Below are 18,962 nucleotides of genomic sequence, written 5' to 3' on the forward strand. Positions count from 1 at the left end.
GGGGCCATAAGAGTACGGTTCAAGGCCTGTGGTGCCAAGCGATGGCACACTTTCGGCCCGGCGGACTGCTGCCGCGATCAGCGGCGGCAGCCCCGCAGCCACGGCATCAGCGCCGTGCGCGGGCGATATAGGGCGCAGGATTGACCTGTTGGCCGTTCTTGAGCACTTCATAGTGCACATGGGGCCCGGTGGAGCGGCCGGTGGAGCCGACCGTGGCAATCACATCACCGGCGCGCACGATATCGCCGTTGGTGACATGGATGTCTTTGATATGGGCGTAGCGGGTGGCAAAGCCATTGCCGTGGTTGATCTCGATCAGGTTGCCGTAGCCCCAACGCTGGCCGGCGTAGGTGACCACGCCGCCGCCAGTGGCGACCACATCGGACCCTTCCTTAGCCGCAAAATCGACCCCACGGTGGGTGGTCAGCCGGCCACTGAACGGGTCGGTGCGCTGGCCAAAGCGGGATGACAACCAACCCATGGTGATCGGTCGGCCGGACAACTCGGTACGCTCAGCAAGGCGCTTGCTGTCCATCAAGCGCTCGAGGATCGACAACTGTTGCTCACGGCGATCGAGGGTGACCGCCAGATCGGTCAGGGCTTCAGCGAAAGTGGGCGCGGTGTAAGCCACCGAGCGCTCATCAGGCAGTTCCGGGCCACCCACGGCGGCTGGGGTGCTGAAATCGAATTCATCGGAATGGATGCCGGCCACATCGACCAGCCGCTCGCCCAGGGCATCCAGGCGCAGCACCCGGGCTTGCATGTCCGCCAGCCGCAGGGTGAACGCACGCAGCTCTTCTTCTGCGCGCTGATTGATTTCTGACAAGGTTCCGCGTTGCGCTTCCAGTTCGTCCTGCCACCGTGCGGTCATGCGCTGATCCAGCACTGGTTCGCCCCAGTGGTACATGGCGTAGTAGGTTCCGGCGCCCAACAGCACCGGCACTACTAGCAGCAACGACAACAAGGCAACAGGCAGATAACGCGGAATACGGAGCAGACGCGACTGGTGACCGCGTCCGTTGAGCACTATGATGTTCATGTTTCCGCCGGCTCTCTTTTATTAACCCATTGAATTACAACAACTAAATTTTGTTTTTATAGTTTATTACATTAGCGGTCGGCCAATGGTAGGTAACAATCATGAGCAAGGCAATCGGCCCTGCGTCGATCAGTCTATTTTTCTCCCGGCATCAGAACCTGCGCCAGATCAAGGATCGGGCCCATCGGTTTGATGAACCGGCCGCCACCCCGGTGCTGTCATTGCCACCGGCGCTGTCCGCGCGCACGCATGCGCTGATAGAAGACGGCGTGCTGCTGTTGCTGGCCGAAAATAATGCCGTGGCGCAGATGTTGCGATTCCATGCCCCGCGCCTGGCTCGTGAACAGGGTGCGCAGGAATGGAAAGTGCGGGTGGCCCGCATCGAAACCCCGCGCCCACTTCCCGCCGCCGAGGCCACGGTGGAGCGGGTGCTGAGCGCGGATGCTGCGTCCATGCTCAGTGCCACTGCCGACGCCGTCAGCGACCCGGATCTCAGTGCCGCCTTACGGCGCTTGGCCAGCCGCGCCTCTCAGTGACCCCGTTGTTTACACCGGGTTCCCCTGCTCGCCGCTGAACAGGAAAAATAAAAAAAGAGCGCCGCTCGGCGGGAGACCAAGCGGCGTTTCAACGACACCGCGCGCAGGGGTCAGGGCACCACCCGCACACGCAAGGACAACAGCATTATTCCGCTGCCAACACCGGCTTCATATATGAAATCGGTGCGGTGGACGCGTCCTCAAACGTCACCACTTCCCAAGCGTCGGTTTCCTGACGCAACTTGCGCAGCAATTGGTTGTTCAGGGCGTGGCCGGACTTGTGGCCAACAAACTCGCCCACCAAACTGCTGCCGAGCAGGTACAAGTCGCCGATGGCATCCAGCATTTTGTGCTTCACGAACTCGTCTTCGTAGCGCAGGCCGTCTTCGTTGAGGATGCGATGCTCGTCCACCACGATGGCGTTATCGACGCTGCCGCCCAGAGCCAAGTTCTGCGAACGCAGGTATTCGATGTCACGCATGAAACCGAAAGTGCGTGCCCGCGCTACTTCCTTCACAAACGAGGTAGAGGAAAAATCGATGCTGGCGTGCTGGGTACGGTTGGCAAACACCGGATGGTCGAACTCAATGCTGAAGGTCACCTTGAAGCCGTCGAACGGCAGGAAGGTGGCGCTCTTGTCGCCATCGGTAATGGTCACCGGCTTTTTGATGCGAATAAATTTCTTCGCCGCCGGCTGTTCTTCAATGCCGGCAGATTGGAGCAGAAACACAAACGGACCGGCGCTGCCATCCATGATCGGCAACTCCGGCGCGGACAGTTCCACGTAGGCGTTGTCGATGCCGAGGCCCGCCATGGCCGACAGGAAATGCTCCACTGTGCCGACTTTCACGCCATCTTTGACCAGCGTGGAAGAAAGCGTGGTTTCGCCGACGTTTTCCGCATCCGCTTCGATTTCCACCACCGGGTCGAGGTCGACGCGGCGGAAGATAATGCCGGTGTCGATCGGCGCCGGACGCACGGTGAGGTAAACCTTTTCACCGGTGTGCAGGCCGATGCCGGTGGCCCGGATAACGTTTTTTAGCGTGCGCTGTTTGATCATCGATCGGATCGCTTTTGCAACAGCACCTGCGCGAAGCAGGCACCGGGGGCTGAACAATTCATCTGGGCGCGATGCTAGCAGAGCTGCCTCTGCCGCACCATGCGGCCACTCTCCATCCGTCCCATACAAGGCGCCTATCGGCGCCGGGCCTCAGCCCGGCGCCGCGACACAGGAACGGGAGCCGGGAATGCTCAGTCCGCCTGGCGACGCAGGAAAGTCGGGATATCGATGTAATCCAGATCTTCCGCTGCCGCATTGACCGCAGTCTGCGCGTTGCGGCGGATTTCGCTGCTTTGCGCTTGCGCGGCGCCACGGTTGGCGCGGCCGTAAGCAGGACGCTCCAGTTCGCCATAGTTGGGGCGACCGTCGGCTTGTTTCGGTACCGCTACCGGACGCACCGGCTTGATTTCTTCCATGGCGCCCAGACCGGTGGCCACCACGGTGACGGTCAGCTCATCGCCCATATCCGGGTTAATAGCGGTGCCGATGATGACGTTGGCATCGTCAGAGGCCAGCTCTTGGATCACGTCACCGACGGTGGTGAACTCATGCAGCGAGATGGACTCGCTGGCGGTGATGTTCACCAGCAGACCACGGGCACCGCGCAGGTCGATGTCTTCCAGCAGCGGGCTGGAAATCGCAGCCTGAGCGGCAGTTTCAGCGCGGCCGTCACCACGAGCGGTGCCGGAGCCCATCATCGCCATGCCCATTTCCGACATCACGGTACGCACGTCGGCGAAGTCGACGTTGATCATGCCCGGCTTGACGATCAGGTCAGCGATGCCCTTCACCGCGCCTTGCAGTACGTCGTTGGCCGCCTTGAAGGCGTCCAGCAGGCTGGTGTTGCCGCCCAGTACCGCTTGCAGTTTTTCGTTCGGAATGGTGATCAAGGAATCCACGTGTTCACGCAGCTGCTTGATGCCCTCTTCCGCAATTTTCATGCGCTTGCGGCCTTCGAACGGGAACGGTTTGGTCACCACCGCCACCGTCAGAATGCCCATTTCACGCGCCACTTCGGCCACGATCGGTGCCGCACCGGTGCCGGTGCCACCGCCCATGCCCGCCGTCACGAACACCATGTCGGCACCGTCGAGCAGCTCGGCAATGCGATCACGATCTTCGATGGCAGACTGACGACCCACTTCCGGGTTGGCGCCGGCGCCAAGGCCCTTGGTGACCTGGTTGCCCAGCTGGATCACCGCTTTGGCCATGGAATTACGCAGTGCTTGCGCATCCGTGTTGGCGCAAATGAAATCCACGCCTTCTACATTGGAGTGCACCATGTGGTCCACGGCGTTGCCGCCACCACCACCGACGCCCACCACTTTAATGACGGCACCATGAGGTACGCTGTCTTCGAGTTTGAATTGCATGGCAGATCTCCCGTTTGTTGCTTCCCTGTGTCGTTGAAAATGTTTCTGCGCAGCGCCCTGCTCCGCACGAAACGCTGTGTGCTGACCGCTGCCGGTCAGCCGATCGCCACTGCGATCAGAAATTGCCTTTGAACCAGCTCTTCAAGCGGCTCATTAGATCCACATCACCGCCCTGTTCTTTGCGCGCGGCGCGACCGTCTTGCTCCATGCGCTGGCCGTACAACAGCAGGCCCACCGCGGTGGCATACACCGGGTTACGCACCACGTCGGTCAGCCCGGCCACGCCTTGCGGCGAACCGAGCCGTACCGGCATGTGGAAAATTTCTTCGGCCAAGTCCACCGCCCCTTCGATCTTTGAAGAACCGCCGGTCAACACGATGCCGCCCGGGATCAGGTCTTCAAAACCGCTGCGGCGCAGTTCGGCCTGGATCAGCGTGAACAATTCGTCGTAACGCGGCTCCACCACTTCCGCCAAGTTCTGGCGGCTGAGGGTACGTGGCGGCCGTTCGCCCACCGACGGCACCTTGATGGTTTCTTCGGCGCCGGCCAGCTGGGTCAACGCGCAGGCGTACTTGATCTTGATCTCTTCGGCGTACTGCTTCGGCGTGCGCAGCGCCATAGCGATGTCGTTGGTCACCTGATCGCCGGCAATCGGAATGTTGGCGGTATGGCGGATGGCGCCTTCGGTGAAAATGGCGATGTCGGTGGTGCCGCCGCCGATGTCCACCATGCACACGCCCAGCTCGCGCTCATCTTCGGTCAGCACCGAATAGGCCGACGCCAGCTGCTCGAGAATGATGTCGTCCACTTCCAAGCCGCAGCGTCGCACGCACTTTTCGATGTTTTGCGCGGCATTTACCGCGCAGGTGACCAAATGCACTTTTGCTTCCAGGCGCACGCCACTCATGCCCACCGGCTCGCGCACTCCTTCTTGCGCGTCGACCACGTATTCCTGCGGCAGCACGTGCAACGTTTTCTGGTCGGCCGGGATCGCGACCGCCTGCGCTGCGTCGATCACGCGGTCAATGTCGGCGTGCAGCACTTCACGATCGCGAATGGCAACGATGCCGTGGCTGTTGAGGCTGCGCACATGGCTGCCGGCAATGCCGACGTAGACCGAGTGCACGTGGGAGCCGGACATCAACTCGGCTTCTTCCACCGCGCGCTGGATCGAGCGCACGGTGGCCTCGATATCCACCACCACGCCTTTCTTCATACCGCGCGACGGCTGCGAACCGATGCCGATGATCTCCATGGCGCCATCGGCATTCACCTGGCCGACAATGGCCACCACCTTGGAGGTACCAATATCCAGGCCAACGATCATGCGTTCTTGTGCTGTACTCGCCATGGTCAAACTCTCTTGTTGCGATCCGGGCCGCTGCCGGCCCAGGTCACCGCCATGCCATCGGCATAGCGGAGGTCCACTTTGGCCAGAGTGCGTGAATCCGCCTCCAGCACGTTCTGATACAACTGCACGAAGCGCCGCAGCTTCTGTGCGTAGTGGTCGCGATCCACCACCAGGATCACGCCATTATCCAGTTCCAACCGCGCGGTCAGCCGTGCATCCACGCGGATGCTGCGCACTGCCAGGCCGGCGTCCTGGAGAATGCGGCTCATGGAGTGGTAGTACTCCATTACATCGGTGAGCCGCTGATGGGGGCCGGTCAAACGCGGCAACGGCTCCACATCGTATTTGTCCATGCCGGTGAACGGCTCGCCATTGCTCGCCACCAGTTGATCGTCATTCCACACCGCCACCGGCACCCGCTCACTGACGCGAATCTCGATACGGCCCGGCCATTGGCGCTGCACTTCCACCCGGGACACCCAGGTCAGCGCGCGAATTTCGTCGTGCAGGTCACTGAGCGACACCGAGAAGAAGTTGTCGCCGCTGACTTCCGAGGTCACTGCCATGCGCACCTCCTGCAATCGCCGTTCATCTTGCACACCGTCGACCCGCACCTGCTGCAGCGGGAAGAAATCCAGCGTGCGCGGCAGGTAGATCACTAACCCCATCACCGCCACCACTGCGGCGCTCATCAGCAGCCAGGGCAGTGCTCGGCGCAGCCGCTGCAACCACACTGCCAGCGACAGCTTCGGCAGTTTCAGCGTGCGCGGCGGTTTCGGCGCACGGCGCGGAACCGCACCGCGGGCCGGACGCCGCGCCGGCGCCTTAGCCATGGCAGCTGGCGGTGAGCAGGATTTCGCCCACCAGCTCTGCAAAACCGAGCCCCACTGCTTTCGCCGCCATCGGCACCAGCGAGTGGTCGGTCATGCCCGGCGCCGTGTTCACTTCCAGCAACTGGAAGTTGCCGTCGGCGTCCTGCATCACGTCGACGCGGCCCCAGCCCTGGCAGCCCACCACTTGGAATGCACGCAGTGCCAATGCCTGCAGCGCTTGTTCCTGCTGCGCCGGCAGACCGCTCGGGCAGTGGTAGCGGGTGGTTTCCAGCCGGTACTTGGCGTCGTAGTCATAAAAACTGTTCGGCGTTTCCAAGCGGATCGACGGCAGCACTTGATCACCCAGAATGCCCACGGTGAACTCGGCACCAGACATCCAAGTTTCCACCAGCACATCGGTATCAAAGGACTGCGCCGCTTCGATGGCGGCGGCCAGACCGGCAGCGTCGTCCACTTTGCACATGCCGATCGACGATCCTTCCCGCGCCGGTTTCACCATCAGCGGGAACGGCAGCCGGCCGATGTCCTCACCGGCGACGGCAAATTCCGGGGTCGGCAGGCCGAGCGCGCGCCACAGCAGTTTGGTGCGCACCTTGTCCATCGCCAGCGCGGAGGCCATCACGCCGCTGCCGGTGTAGGGCACTTTGAGGTACTCGAGCACGCCCTGGATCACACCGTCTTCACCGCCACGGCCATGCAGGGCGATGAACACGCGGTCGAACTGCGCTAGACCCTGCACGTCTTGCTCGGCCGGATCGAATCCATGCGCGTCTAAACCCAGCTCCTGCAATGCGTTGAGCACCGCCGCGCCGCTTTTCAGCGACACTGGACGCTCAGCGGAATGGCCCCCGGCCAATACCGCCACCCGGCCCACCGTGGCCAGGCGTTGCATCAAGGACTCACGGGCTTGGGTCACGCTTGTTCTCCTTCCGACGCCAACTGGCGCGCAATAGTGCTGATATTGCCGGCGCCCTGGGTCAGCAGCAGGTCACCGTCTTGAATCATTTTTTCCAGCAACGCCGGCAATTTGGCGGCGTCGTCAACGAGGATCGGATCTACATCACCGCGCTGGCGGATGCTGCGGCACAGCGCACGGCTGTCAGCGCCCGGGATCGGTTCTTCACCGGCGCTGTAGACCTCCAGCATCAGCAGCGCATCGACGCCGGACAGCACCTCTACGAAGTCGTCGTACAGATCGCGGGTGCGGGTGTAACGGTGCGGTTGGAACAGCATCACGATGCGCCGCTCCGGCCAGCCGGCACGGATCGCTTCCACCGTGGCTTTCACTTCGCGCGGATGGTGGCCGTAGTCATCCACCAGCATCGCGCCACGGTAATCACCCAGCACATCGAAGCGGCGCCCGACGCCACGGAAGCTTTCCAGCCCACGCACGATGGCTTCATCGGAGGCGCCTTCGTCCGCACACACCGCCAGCGCCGCCAGCGCGTTAAGCACGTTATGGCGACCCGGCAGGCCGATGGTGATGTCCAGCGGCGCCGCACCGCTGCGCAGCACGCGGAAGCGGGTGTGCATGCCTTCCTGGTGCAGGATCTCGGCGCGAATGTCGGCGTCTTTGGAGAAGCCGTAGCACACCACCTGGCGGTGCACGCGCGGCAGCAGCCGGCGCACCACCGGATCGTCGATGCACATCACCGCCAGTCCGTAGAACGGCAGGTTGTGTAAGAAATCGACGAAGGTATTTTCCAGCAAACTGAAATCGCCGCCGTAGGTGTGCATGTGATCGGCGTCGATGTTGGTGACGATGGCCGCCATCGGCTGCAAATGCAGGAACGAGGCGTCGGATTCGTCCGCTTCGGCAATCAAGTAGCGGCTCTGGCCGAGCTGGGCATTGGTGCCGGCGCTGGTCAGCTTGCCGCCGATGACGAAGGTCGGGTCCATGCCCGCCTCCGCCATGATCGAAGCAATCATCGAGGTGGTGGTGGTTTTGCCATGGGTACCGGCCACGGCAATGCCGTGGCGGAAACGCATCAGCTCCGCCAGCATCTGCGCACGCGGCACCACTGGAATGCGCTGTGCCTTAGCAGCCACCACTTCGGCGTTATCGGCGCTGACAGCGGACGAAATCACCACCACATCTGCGTCTTGGATATTTTCGGCGGCATGACCGATATCAACGCGTGCGCCGATATCGCGCAGCCGTTGCACCACCGGCGAGTCACGCAGGTCAGACCCGCTCACGCAGTAACCTTGGTTGCTGAGCACTTCAGCAATGCCGCACATGCCGGCACCGCCGATGCCGACGAAATGAATACGACGGATGCGCCGCATGGCCGGCACGCCGTTGGCGCTGCAATCTTGTTCGGTGGTCATGTCCAATTCCTGTTCAGTCACGCAGCACCTCCTCGCAGAGGTCCGCCACCCGCTCGGCGCTGTGCGCCTGCGCTTGGGCGCGGGCAGCGGTGGCCAGTTCAGCCAATGCCGTACGCTGCAATCGCCCAGCGAGGCGCTGCTGCAAGGTGGCAGCACTGAGGTCCTGCTGCGCCACCATCACGGCCGCGTCACGGGACACCAGCCAACGGGCGTTGTGAGTCTGGTGGTCGTCCACTGCCGACGGCAGCGGTACGAATACGGCGGCCACACCCGCAGCCGCCACTTCCGACACGGTGGAGGCGCCAGCGCGGCAGATCACCAGATCCGCCCAGCCGTAGGCGGCCGCCATGTCATCAATAAATTCATCCACCGCGGCATGCAGCCCGGCGGTTTGGTAAGCGCGCTCGGCTTCTTCGCGGCGCCCACGCCCGGCTTGGTGACGAATGATCACCGGCTCGCGCTCGAACAACTGCGCCAACACCGCCGGCAGCTGTCGGTTGAGCGCCAAAGCGCCTTGGCTACCGCCCAGCACTAGCACACGCAGGGCGCCGTCGCGCTCACCATAGCGTTGGGCCGGCACCGGCAGGCTGGCAATGCTCTGTCGCACCGGGTTGCCGACCGCAGTGGCCGCGCCAGCCGGGAAAGCACCATCGAAGGCTTCCAACACCTGGGTGGCAGCGCGCGCCAGCACCCGGTTGGTCAGCCCCGGCACCGCGTTCTGCTCGTGAATCAGCAGCGGCACTCCGCTGAGGCGGGCGGCAAGGCCACCCGGGCCGCTGGCAAAACCGCCGAAGCCGACAGCCAGCTTGGCGTCAGTGCTGCGCAGCACCTGACGCGCGGCGAGCACGGCACGCAGCAGCTGCAGCGGCATCGCCAACTTGCGCACCAGGCCACCGCCACGCACACCACGCACCTTCAACGCATGCAGCGTCAAACCGGCGGCCGGCACCAAGCGGTTTTCGATGCCCTGCTCAGCGCCCAACCATTCCACCTTGTAGCCACGCGCCTGCAGCAGCTCCGCCACGCTCAGCGCCGGGAACACATGGCCGCCGGTACCACCGGCCATCATCAGCACCGTTTTCGCGCTCATGCCCGCATCCTCCCGCGCTCACGCCCTTCATAGCGCTGCAGATCGCTGCCGGCACGCAGCACCAACGCCACCATCGCTGCGGACACCAGCAAGCTGCTGCCGCCATAGCTGATGAACGGCAGCGTCAGCCCTTTGGTGGGCAGCACGCCCATGTTCACACCGAGGTTGATCAACGCTTGGGTGGCGACAATGAAGCCGATGCCATACACCACCTGCGCCTGGAAGAACCAACCACGATGTTCCAGCCGGCCACCGATGCGGAACACCCGGTAAATCACCAGCGCGAACAGCGCCATCATGGTCAGGTTGCCGAGCAAACCGAGTTCTTCCGCCATCACGGCGTAAACAAAGTCGGTGTGTGCTTCCGGCAGGTAGAACAGTTTCTGCACGCTGTTGCCGAGGCCGACGCCGAACCAGTGGCCGCGGCCGAACGCGATCAGACTCTGGGTGAGCTGGTAGCCGCTACCGTACTGGTCGGCCCACGGATCAAGGAACGACATCAGTCGCGCCACCCGGTAAGGCTGCGCCACCGCAATCAGCGCCCCGAGCGCCAGCACACCACCCGCCAACAGGAAGAAGCGTCGTGCCGGCACCCCGGCGAGGAACAGCATGCCCATGCACGCGGTGCCCATCACCACGGTGGCGCCGAAGTCCGGCTGCGCTAGCAGCAGCAGCGCCATGGCGCCGAGCACGCCGAGCGGGATCAGGAATCCTTTCCAGGTGCCGAGCAATTCCTGACGGCGCAGCGATACATAGCCGGCCAGGTACACCACAAAACAGATCTTGGCGATTTCCGAGGTCTGTACTGTCATGCCCGGCAGTGCAATCCAGCGCAGCGAGCCATTCACCGAACGACCGAGGCCAGGAATGAATACCAGCAGCAGCACGAACACTGCACAGGGCAGCGCGAACACGCGCACTTTTTCCAGCCGGTCCACCGGCACCAGCAGGTACACCAGCACACCGGTCAACGCCGCCGCTGCCAGGTAGAAGCCATGGCGGAGTGCATAGTGGAACGGTGAGCCGAGCCGGGTTTCGGCGATTTGCAGCGAGGCCGACGACACCATCACGAAGCCGAGCAGCGCCAACGCCAGCACTGCGCACAGCAGCGGCATATCGATCTGGCGGGGCTGCGGACGCAGCAGCTGGGCATCAGCGCGCATGCAGCACCTCCTGCACCTGACGCACAAAATCCTCGCCGCGGGCCACATAGCCGCCCGGATACAAATCAAAACTGGCGCAAGCTGGCGACAGCAGCACGGCATCGCCCGGCTGAGCTAGTGCCGCCGCAGCACGCACCGCAGCGGCCATGTCGGCCACCTCGGAATGACTCACCGCGCCGAGGCCGGCGGCCACCTGTACGCGGTCTTCACCGAGCAGCAACGCATGGCGCACATGGCGCTCAGCCACCGCCGCCAGCGGCGCGAAATCCTGGCCCTTGCCTTGGCCACCGGCGATCAGGATCACCTTGCCGTCAAGCGCCGGGCCGATCCCGTTCAAAGCCGCCAGCGTGGCGCCGACGTTGGTGCCCTTGGAATCGTTGAACCACTGCACGCCGCCCTGCTCGGCTACCAGCTCGCAGCGGTGCGGCAGGCCACGGAACAGACGCGCAGCGCTGATTGCCGCGGCTAGATCAAGCCCCAGCCCTTCCGCCAGCGCCAACGCCGCCGCCACGTTGAGGGCATTGTGGTGGCCGCGCAGTGCCAGTGATGCCAGCTCCAGCACCGGTTCGCCACGCACCCGCAGTACGCCGGCGTCGAGATCAATGCGGTAATCCGCCTGCGGATGGAAACCGAACGACAACTGACGGCGCACCGAGCGCTGCGGCCGGGTGGCGTCGTCATCGCGGTTCCATACCGCCAGATCACAGCCGTCATACACGCGTTGCTTGGCGGCAATGTAATCGGCCAGCGTGCGGTAGCGGTCCATGTGGTCTTCAGAAATATTCAAAATCACCGCCACCTGAGCGTTGAGGCTGTAGGTGGTTTCCAGTTGGAAACTGGACAGCTCCAGCGCGTACAGCGACGGCGCGTCCAACAGCAGATCCAGCGCCGGGGTGCCGAGGTTACCGCCGACGCCCATGCTGACACCGGCGGCGCGCGCCATTTCACCCAGCAGCGTCGTCACCGTGCTCTTGGCATTGGAACCCGTGATGGCAGCAATCGGTGCGTTGGCGGCACGGGCAAACAACTCGATGTCGCCAATCACTTCTTTGCCGGCCGCCGCGTGGCGGGCAATGGCGGGCGTCGCCAGCGCGACACCCGGGCTGACGATCAAGCGGCTGGCTTGCTCCAACCAGTCCTCACGCAAGCTGCCGAGGTGCAGCGGCACACGCGGATACTGGTCGCGCCAGTCGGCCAGCGACGGCGGCGCAGCGCGGGTGTCCAGCGCACGCACCGGCATGCGCTGCGCGCTGAGATAGCGCACTACGCTTTGCCCGCTGACTCCCAGGCCGATGACCAGATCGAAGGCTTCTTTCGCCACGCCGCGTTGTCCTACTGTTACCGAATTTTGAGGGTCGCCAGACCCACCAGAACCAGGATCAAAGTGATGATCCAAAACCGCACAATGATCTTCGGCTCCGGCCAGCCCTTCAGTTCGAAGTGGTGGTGAATCGGCGCCATGCGGAAAATGCGTCGCCCGGTGAGCTTGAACGAGCCCACCTGCAACATCACCGAAACGGTTTCCATCACGAACACACCGCCCATGATGAACAGCACAATCTCCTGACGGACGATCACCGCCATGACGCCCAGCACTGCACCCAGTGCCAGCGCGCCGACATCGCCCATGAACACCTGTGCCGGGTAGGCGTTAAACCACAGGAAACCAAGACCAGCGCCGCAAATGGCGGCGGCAATCACCACCAGCTCACCGCTGCCGGCCACATAGGGGATATGCAGGTAGGTAGCAAACTGGGTGTGACCGCTCACATAGGCGAATACCCCCAGCGCGCCGGCCACCAACACGGTGGGCATGATGGCGAGGCCATCGAGGCCGTCAGTCAGGTTGACCGCGTTACTGGTGCCGTTGATGACGAAATAAGTCAGCACCAGATAGAACAGGCCGAGGTTGATCGCCACATTCTTGAAGAATGGCACGATCAACTGGGTTTCGGCCGGGCTTTGCGCGGTGTAGTACAACGCCAACGCCGCCGCAATGGCGCCCACTGATTGCCAGAAGTACTTCCAACGTGCCGGCAGCCCGCGCGGATTCTTTTCCACCACCTTGCGCCAGTCGTCGACCCAGCCCACCGCGCCGAACACCACCATCACGCCGAGCGTGATCCACACGAAACGGTTTTCCAGGTCAGCCCACAGCAAGGTGGCAATGCCAATCGCCACCAAGATCATCACGCCACCCATGGTCGGCGTGCCGGCTTTGCTCAGATGGCTCTGCGGGCCGTCGCTGCGGATCGCCTGCCCCACTTGATAGAAACGCAGCCGGTCGATCATTACCGGACCCACCACGAAGCAGAACACCAGCGCCGTGAGCACACTGAAAATGGCGCGCAAGGTGATGTACTGCACCACCAGGAAGCCGGGGTGAAACTGGGTCAGGTACTCGGCCAGCCACAGCAACATCAGCGGGTTTCTCCCATGCCTTGAAGCAGCGCGGTCACCACGTCCATACGCGCGCTGCGAGATCCTTTGACCAGGACGCTTCCCCCGTCCCGCAATACAGCAGCGGCGAGATCCGCCGCCTGCTGGTGTTGATCAGTCGCCACCGCCGTGCCGCCAAAGCCGGCTGCCACTGGACGGGCGCCCGGATGCACCGCGATGCACTGGTCGATGCCCAATGCGCGGGCGTCTTCGCCGAGCGCGCGATGCAGTGCGTCGGACTGCTCGCCAAGCTCACCGATGGCGCCCAGTACCAGCGCACGTGGCGCCGGGCACTGCATCAGCAGCGCCATCGCTGCTCGCACCGAACCGGGGTTAGCGTTGTAGCTGTCATCAATCAGCGTGCCGCCGAGGCAGCGTTGTCGCTGCACCCGACCCGGCACCGGCGCCAGTTGGCGCAAGCGCGCCAGTGCTGCAGCCAGTGGCCGATCCAGTGCCACCACGGCAGCGGCGGCCATCAGCGCGTTGCTGACCTGGTGCGCGCCTTGCAGCGGCAACTGCACCGGCAACGCGTCGCCCTGGTGGTGCAGCACGAACGCCACGCCGTGTTCGTCGACGTTAACGTCGCTGGCGTAGAAATCGGCCGCAGTATCGCTGACCGACACCGTGCTGCAGTGCAAACTGGCATCCTGAGCTGCACGGCTGAAACGGTCGGCGTAGCCGTCATCAAGGTTGATCACTGCATGGCCGCCGGCGGCCATGCCGCTGAAGATTTCAGCTTTCGCGGCGGCGATGCCATCCATCGAACCAAAGCCGGCCAGATGGGCGCCGGTGACGTTGGTGATCAGCGCCACCTGTGGCCGCACCAGTGCGCTGGTCCAAGCGATCTCACCAGGGCCGCTGGCGCCCAGTTCAATCACCGCCGCGCGATGACGCGGCCCCATACGCAGCAAGGTCAGCGGCACACCGATGTCGTTGTTGAGGTTGCCTTGGGTGGCCAAGGTGTCGTCGCCGAGCATGCAGGCGATCATTTCTTTCACCGTGGTTTTGCCGGCATTGCCGGTGACCGCCACCGTCGGCGGCGCGAACTGGGCGGCCCAGCCGGCGGCCAGTCGGCCCAGCCCTTGGCGGCTGTCGCTGACCCACACCGCGTGTTCGAATTCGGTTTGTTCCTGCTCCACCAACACCGCGCGGGCTCCGGCGGCACGGGCTGCGGCCAACATGCTGTGGCCGTCAAAGCGTTCGCCGCGCAACGCCACGAACAGCTCTCCCGGTTGCAAGGTGCGGGTGTCAGTGCTGACGCCATTGAGCAGGCAATCGCCGCCCAACAAGGTGCCGCCAGTCCAAGTCGCTACTTGCGCCAAGGTCATCATGCGGCACCTCCGGCGCGCTGCTGCAGCGCTGCGCGGGCGTGCTCGCGATCGTCAAACGGCAGCCGTTGGCCGGCCACCTCTTGCCAGCGCTCGTGGCCTTTGCCGGCGATCAGCACCACGTCGTCCACGGTGGCTTCGGCGATCACCCGCGCAATGGCCTCGGCACGGTCTTCAATCACCCAGGCGCGCTCGGCCGTTGCCAAGCCCTGCGCCATGTCCTGCAGAATGGCGGCCGGCGCTTCATCGCGCGGGTTGTCACTGGTCAACACCACGCAATCAGCGAGGCGCTCCGCCACCGCGGCCATCAGCGGACGCTTGCCGTGATCGCGGTTGCCGCCGCAGCCCACCACACACCACAGCCGACCGCTGAAATGTTGGCGTGCGGCGGTGAGCGCTTTCTCAAGGCCATCTGGAGTATGGGCATAGTCCACCAGCACCTGCGGCTGCGAACCCACCGGCTCCATACGGCCGGGCACCGGCGTCACCGCGGCCAGCGCGGTCATCAGTTCTTCATCGGTGGCGCCAAGCCCGACCAGCACCGCCGCCACCGCCATCAAATTGTCGAGGTTGAAGCCGCCGAACAGCGGCAGCGCGAACCGCCAGCGGCGTTCGCCGCACTGCAGTTCGCCACGCAAACCCTGGGTGTCACGGGTGACCTGCGCCACACGCAGATCAGCGCCGACGCCGTGGCCAAAGCTCACTACCTTGCAGCCCGGCAGCAGCGCGCCGCGCAGTTCGGCGCTGGCCGGGTCGTCGTCGTTGAATACCGCCAGTTGCAGTTCCGGGCGCTCGAACAGCCGGCGCTTGGCCGCCAGATAACTGGCCATGTCGCCGTGGTAGTCCAAGTGATCACGGGTGAGATTGGTGAACACCGCCACCGATACCGGGGTGCCCGCCAGCCGGTGCTGGTCCAATGCGTGGGAAGACACTTCCATCACCACTGTCTTGGCGCCCTGCTCACGGCAGCGGCCCAACGCGGCCTGCAAGGTGATCGGATCGGGGGTGGTGTGGCCGAGGTCCACCAGCTCGCCGTCATAGCGCACGCCGAGGGTGCCCATCAGCGCCGCACGGCGGCCAAGGGCATTGAGGGCATCGGCGAGGAACCAGCTGCAGCTGGTCTTACCGTTAGTGCCGGTGATACCGATCACCTGCAGTTCACTGCCCGGATGGCCGTACAGCCGTGCGGCCAGTTCACCCAACTGGGCGCGCAGCGCACGCACGCCAACCATCGGCACACCATCCTGCTGGCGCCAGTGATCACGCTCGGCATCGGTCAACACCAGTGCCGCGCCGTTGGCGATGGCATCCGCCACATAACGACGACCATCTTCACGGGTGCCTTGCAGCGCCACGAAGACATCGCCGGCTTGTACCTGGCGGCTGTCGAGGCAGAGCCGCGCCACGCGCATGCCGGCCAATGAGGCCGGCAGCGGGTAATGGGGCAATAGGGCATCGAGTCGCAGCACCATCAGCGCGCCTCCCCGCTCAGCACCATGCTGGCGTACTGGCCCGCCGGCTGATCCGGCTCTACGTTCAGGGTGCGCAGCACCCCTTCCATGATGCGGCCGAACACCGGCGCCGCCACCAAGCCGCCGTAGTAGGCACCCTGGGGATCATCCACCACCACCACCGTCACCACGCGCGGGTTATCGGCCGGCGCCAGCCCGGCAAACACCGCCACATAACGGTCTTCGGCGTAGCCCGCCGCAGTGAGCTTGTGCGCGGTGCCGGTTTTGCCCGCCACGCGGTAGCCGGCCACCTTGGCGCGGCGCGCGGTGCCGACTTCGGAAATCACTGTTTCCAGCATTGTCACCAGCTGGTTGGCGTTGTGCTCGCTGATCACGCGCACGCCTTCCGGCGCGCTGTCGAGACGCTCCAACGACACCGGTAGCCGCACACCGCCGTTGGCCAGCACACCGTAGGCACGCGCCAGCTGCAGCGCCGTCACCGACACGCCGTAACCGTAGGACAAGGTAGCGGTTTCGATATCGCGCCAGCGCTGACGGATCGGCAGCAAGCCGCTGCTCTCGCCGGGGAATGGGATACCGGTGGGCTCGCCAAAACCAAACTCGGACATGTAGCCCGGCAGCAATTGCTGATCCATCTCCAGCGCCAACTTGGCCACACCCACGTTGGAGGATTTGGTGAGGATGGTGGTGATGTCGATGATGCCGTAGTCACGGTGATCACGGATGGTCTTGTTGGCCACTCGCAACGTGCCGGGATGGGTGTTCACCCTGGCATCGGCTTGCACCAAACCAGATTCCAGCGCCGCCGCCACCGTAATTGGCTTGATGGTGGAGGCCGGTTCGAACACATCAGTGATGGCACGGTTACGCAGCGCCGACAACCGCACACCGGCGCGGTTGTTAGGGTTGAACGACGGCTGGTTGACCATCGCCAGCACTTCGCCGGTGTGGGCGTCCAGCACCACGGCACTGCCGCCGGCGGCATTGTATTCCTGCACTGCTGACAACAGTTCGCGGTAAGCGATGTACTGCAGCCGCAGGTCGATGCTCAGCGCCAGGTCTTCGCCGGGACGGGCCTCGTCAAGCACCTCGATGTCTTGGATCACGCGGTTGTGCAGATCACGCACCACGCGCTTGCGGCCCGGTTCGCCACGCAGGCGGCGCTCCATGGACAGCTCCATGCCTTCCTGGCCGACGTCATCGATGTTGGTGAAGCCGACCAAATGGCTGACCACTTCCGCCGCCGGGTAGTACCGGCGGTATTCGGTCAGCGCGTAGATGCCCGGCACTTTCTGATCCAGCACCTGCTGCGCCTGCTCCGGCGGCAAATGGCGCGCCAGATAAATGAATTCACGTTCCGGGTGGGCATTGACCCGTTGCGACAGCGTGCGGGTATTGAGCACCGGGTTGTTGGCGAGACGGTTCCAAGCGTCTGGTGACGCCAGCACTTCGCGCGGGTTGGCCCACAGCGTGCGCACCGGCGTACTCACCGCCAGCGGCCGGCCGGCGCGGTCAGTGATGACGCCACGATGGGCGGCCAGCGGCTCGATGCGGAGGTTGCGCAGGTCGCCCTGCCGCGCCAAGAAACTGTGATCGAGCACTTGCAAATCCACCGCCCGGGCAGCCAGGCCGAGGCCGCACAGCCCCAGTAACGCGAGCACAACATACAGCCGCCGCGGGCTGAACCCCGGCTGCGGCTGTTTCTTGCTGACTCGACGGGCGCCACTCATGGATGCACCACCACTCTCTCTGCTGCGCTCGGTTGCTTCATGTCCAGCCGCTCACGGGCCAGACGCTCAACCCGGGTGAATGACCCCCAGGTGCTTTGCTCCAACAGCAATTGCCCCCACTCGGTATGCAGGCGGTCACGCTCGCGCTGCAATTCCTGGGAGGCATTGGTGAGGCTGCGCACGCGATGCACGCTGTAGCTCACCCACAGCGCCGACACCACCAGTGCCGCCACCACCACCAGCCAGACCAACAGGCTGGGGCCAGCACTGCGGCCGGGGGCTGCCATTACACTTTCTCCGCCACCCGCAACACCGCACTGCGGGAGCGTGGGTTGCGGGCAATTTCATCGGCACCTGCCAACCGCGCCTTGCCAAGACTGCGCATCAACACCGGCTGTGGCGGCAACGGCAGGCCGCGCGGCTGCGGCCGCCGGCCTTCGGCATCGCGCAGGAACAACTTCACTTGGCGGTCTTCCAGCGAATGGAAGCTGATCACCGCCAGTCGGCCACCGGGCGCAAGGCAGGCCTGCGCCTGCTCCAGCACCTGCTCCAACGCCTCCAGTTCTTGGTTCACGTGGATGCGGATGGCTTGGAAGCTGCGGGTAGCTGGGTGCTTACCCGGCTGCCCGCGGCCCAGCACTGATTCAATCAGGCCAGCCAGCGCCAAGGTGGTGTCCAGCGGCTGGCGCTCACGTTCAGCCACGATGCGGCGGGCAATCGCCCGCGAGCGTTTCTCTTCGCCGTAGCGGTAGAGCACGTTGGCGATGTCGTGCTCTTCGGCTCGCGCCAGCCACTCGGCTGCGCTCTCGCCACGGCTCGGGTCCATGCGCATGTCCAGCGGCCCATCGCGCAGGAAACTGAAGCCGCGCGCCGGGTCGTCCAACTGCGGCGACGACACGCCCAGATCGAGCAGGATGCCGGTTAGTGGCCGGCCCACCGCCGCCACCACGTCAGGCAGGCAATCAAACCGGCCCGCATGAATCGAAAAGCGCTCGTCCTCGGCGGCGAGCGCTTCTGCGGTGGCGACCGCCTGCGGGTCGCGATCAATGCCGGCCAGCCGGCCCTGAGGGCCCAGCCACGCCAGCAGCGCCCGGCTGTGGCCGCCGCGGCCGAAGGTGCCATCGATGTAGAAGCCATCACGTTCGGTGGGCCACATCTGCATCACCTCATCCAGCATTACCGGCTGGTGCACGTACTGCTCGGGTTGCGTCATCTCT

General features: G+C 64.2%; 17 protein-coding genes. 1 reads left to right on the forward strand and 16 read right to left on the reverse strand.

Going from position 1 to position 18,962, the window contains the following annotated elements; all coding sequences use genetic code 11:
* Positions 1-106 precede the first annotated feature (106 nt).
* Positions 107-1,039: a M23 family metallopeptidase gene (locus AB5I84_RS10660; protein ID WP_369455843.1), complete on the reverse strand. Its 933-nt coding sequence runs from the start codon at positions 1,037-1,039 to the stop codon at positions 107-109.
* Positions 1,040-1,140: 101 nt separating this feature from the next.
* On the opposite strand from AB5I84_RS10660, the gene AB5I84_RS10665 reads away from it, so the two are divergent.
* The gene (locus tag AB5I84_RS10665; RefSeq protein ID WP_369455844.1) at positions 1,141-1,575 is read left to right on the forward strand and encodes a hypothetical protein; all 435 of its coding nucleotides are present in this window, start codon (positions 1,141-1,143) and stop codon (positions 1,573-1,575) included.
* A 145-nt stretch (positions 1,576-1,720) separates the two neighbouring features.
* Here the strand turns inward: AB5I84_RS10665 and lpxC are convergent, their stop codons facing one another.
* From lpxC to rsmH, 15 genes are all read right to left on the reverse strand, one after another.
* Positions 1,721-2,635: a UDP-3-O-acyl-N-acetylglucosamine deacetylase gene (gene lpxC / locus AB5I84_RS10670; RefSeq protein ID WP_369455845.1), complete on the reverse strand. Its 915-nt coding sequence runs from the start codon at positions 2,633-2,635 to the stop codon at positions 1,721-1,723.
* 191 nt (positions 2,636-2,826) lie between these two features.
* The gene (gene ftsZ / locus AB5I84_RS10675; protein ID WP_369455846.1) at positions 2,827-4,008 is read right to left on the reverse strand and encodes a cell division protein FtsZ; all 1,182 of its coding nucleotides are present in this window, start codon (positions 4,006-4,008) and stop codon (positions 2,827-2,829) included.
* A 115-nt stretch (positions 4,009-4,123) separates the two neighbouring features.
* The gene (ftsA, locus tag AB5I84_RS10680) at positions 4,124-5,359 is read right to left on the reverse strand and encodes a cell division protein FtsA (protein ID WP_369455847.1); all 1,236 of its coding nucleotides are present in this window, start codon (positions 5,357-5,359) and stop codon (positions 4,124-4,126) included.
* A 2-nt stretch (positions 5,360-5,361) separates the two neighbouring features.
* Complete coding sequence (locus AB5I84_RS10685) at positions 5,362-6,192, reverse strand: cell division protein FtsQ/DivIB (RefSeq protein WP_369455848.1); 831 nt, start codon at positions 6,190-6,192, stop codon at positions 5,362-5,364.
* Complete coding sequence (locus AB5I84_RS10690) at positions 6,185-7,084, reverse strand: D-alanine--D-alanine ligase (RefSeq protein ID WP_369456082.1); 900 nt, start codon at positions 7,082-7,084, stop codon at positions 6,185-6,187. Before AB5I84_RS10690 ends, AB5I84_RS10685 begins: the two co-directional genes overlap by 8 nt.
* Before the next feature lie 20 nt (positions 7,085-7,104).
* The gene (murC, locus tag AB5I84_RS10695) at positions 7,105-8,523 is read right to left on the reverse strand and encodes a UDP-N-acetylmuramate--L-alanine ligase (RefSeq protein WP_369456083.1); all 1,419 of its coding nucleotides are present in this window, start codon (positions 8,521-8,523) and stop codon (positions 7,105-7,107) included.
* Between the two features lie 13 nt (positions 8,524-8,536).
* On the reverse strand, positions 8,537-9,613 hold the full coding sequence (gene murG / locus AB5I84_RS10700) for an undecaprenyldiphospho-muramoylpentapeptide beta-N-acetylglucosaminyltransferase (protein WP_369455849.1): 1,077 nt from the start codon (positions 9,611-9,613) through the stop codon (positions 8,537-8,539).
* The gene (ftsW, locus tag AB5I84_RS10705; RefSeq protein ID WP_369455850.1) at positions 9,610-10,776 is read right to left on the reverse strand and encodes a putative lipid II flippase FtsW; all 1,167 of its coding nucleotides are present in this window, start codon (positions 10,774-10,776) and stop codon (positions 9,610-9,612) included. The genes murG and ftsW overlap by 4 nt, the downstream gene beginning before the upstream one ends.
* On the reverse strand, positions 10,766-12,097 hold the full coding sequence (gene murD / locus AB5I84_RS10710) for a UDP-N-acetylmuramoyl-L-alanine--D-glutamate ligase (RefSeq protein ID WP_369455851.1): 1,332 nt from the start codon (positions 12,095-12,097) through the stop codon (positions 10,766-10,768). Before murD ends, ftsW begins: the two co-directional genes overlap by 11 nt.
* Before the next feature lie 17 nt (positions 12,098-12,114).
* On the reverse strand, positions 12,115-13,197 hold the full coding sequence (gene mraY, locus AB5I84_RS10715) for a phospho-N-acetylmuramoyl-pentapeptide-transferase (protein WP_369455852.1): 1,083 nt from the start codon (positions 13,195-13,197) through the stop codon (positions 12,115-12,117).
* Positions 13,197-14,546 (reverse strand): UDP-N-acetylmuramoyl-tripeptide--D-alanyl-D-alanine ligase, encoded by a 1,350-nt coding sequence (locus AB5I84_RS10720; RefSeq protein WP_369455853.1) that lies wholly within the window; start codon positions 14,544-14,546, stop codon positions 13,197-13,199. The genes mraY and AB5I84_RS10720 overlap by 1 nt, the downstream gene beginning before the upstream one ends.
* Positions 14,543-16,012: a UDP-N-acetylmuramoyl-L-alanyl-D-glutamate--2,6-diaminopimelate ligase gene (locus tag AB5I84_RS10725; protein WP_369456084.1), complete on the reverse strand. Its 1,470-nt coding sequence runs from the start codon at positions 16,010-16,012 to the stop codon at positions 14,543-14,545. The genes AB5I84_RS10720 and AB5I84_RS10725 overlap by 4 nt, the downstream gene beginning before the upstream one ends.
* A 2-nt stretch (positions 16,013-16,014) precedes the next feature.
* A complete protein-coding gene (locus AB5I84_RS10730) occupies positions 16,015-17,745 on the reverse strand; it encodes a peptidoglycan D,D-transpeptidase FtsI family protein (protein WP_369455854.1) in 1,731 nt (576 codons plus the stop codon).
* Entirely contained in the window at positions 17,742-18,032 is a 291-nt protein-coding gene (gene ftsL, locus AB5I84_RS10735) for a cell division protein FtsL (protein ID WP_369455855.1), read from the reverse strand. Before ftsL ends, AB5I84_RS10730 begins: the two co-directional genes overlap by 4 nt.
* Positions 18,032-18,958 (reverse strand): 16S rRNA (cytosine(1402)-N(4))-methyltransferase RsmH, encoded by a 927-nt coding sequence (gene rsmH, locus AB5I84_RS10740; protein WP_369455856.1) that lies wholly within the window; start codon positions 18,956-18,958, stop codon positions 18,032-18,034. Before rsmH ends, ftsL begins: the two co-directional genes overlap by 1 nt.
* Between the last annotated feature and the right edge of the window lie 4 nt (positions 18,959-18,962).

The organism is Alcanivorax sp. REN37, assembly GCF_041102775.1.
Classification (GTDB): Bacteria; Pseudomonadota; Gammaproteobacteria; order Pseudomonadales; family Alcanivoracaceae; genus Isoalcanivorax; species Isoalcanivorax beigongshangi.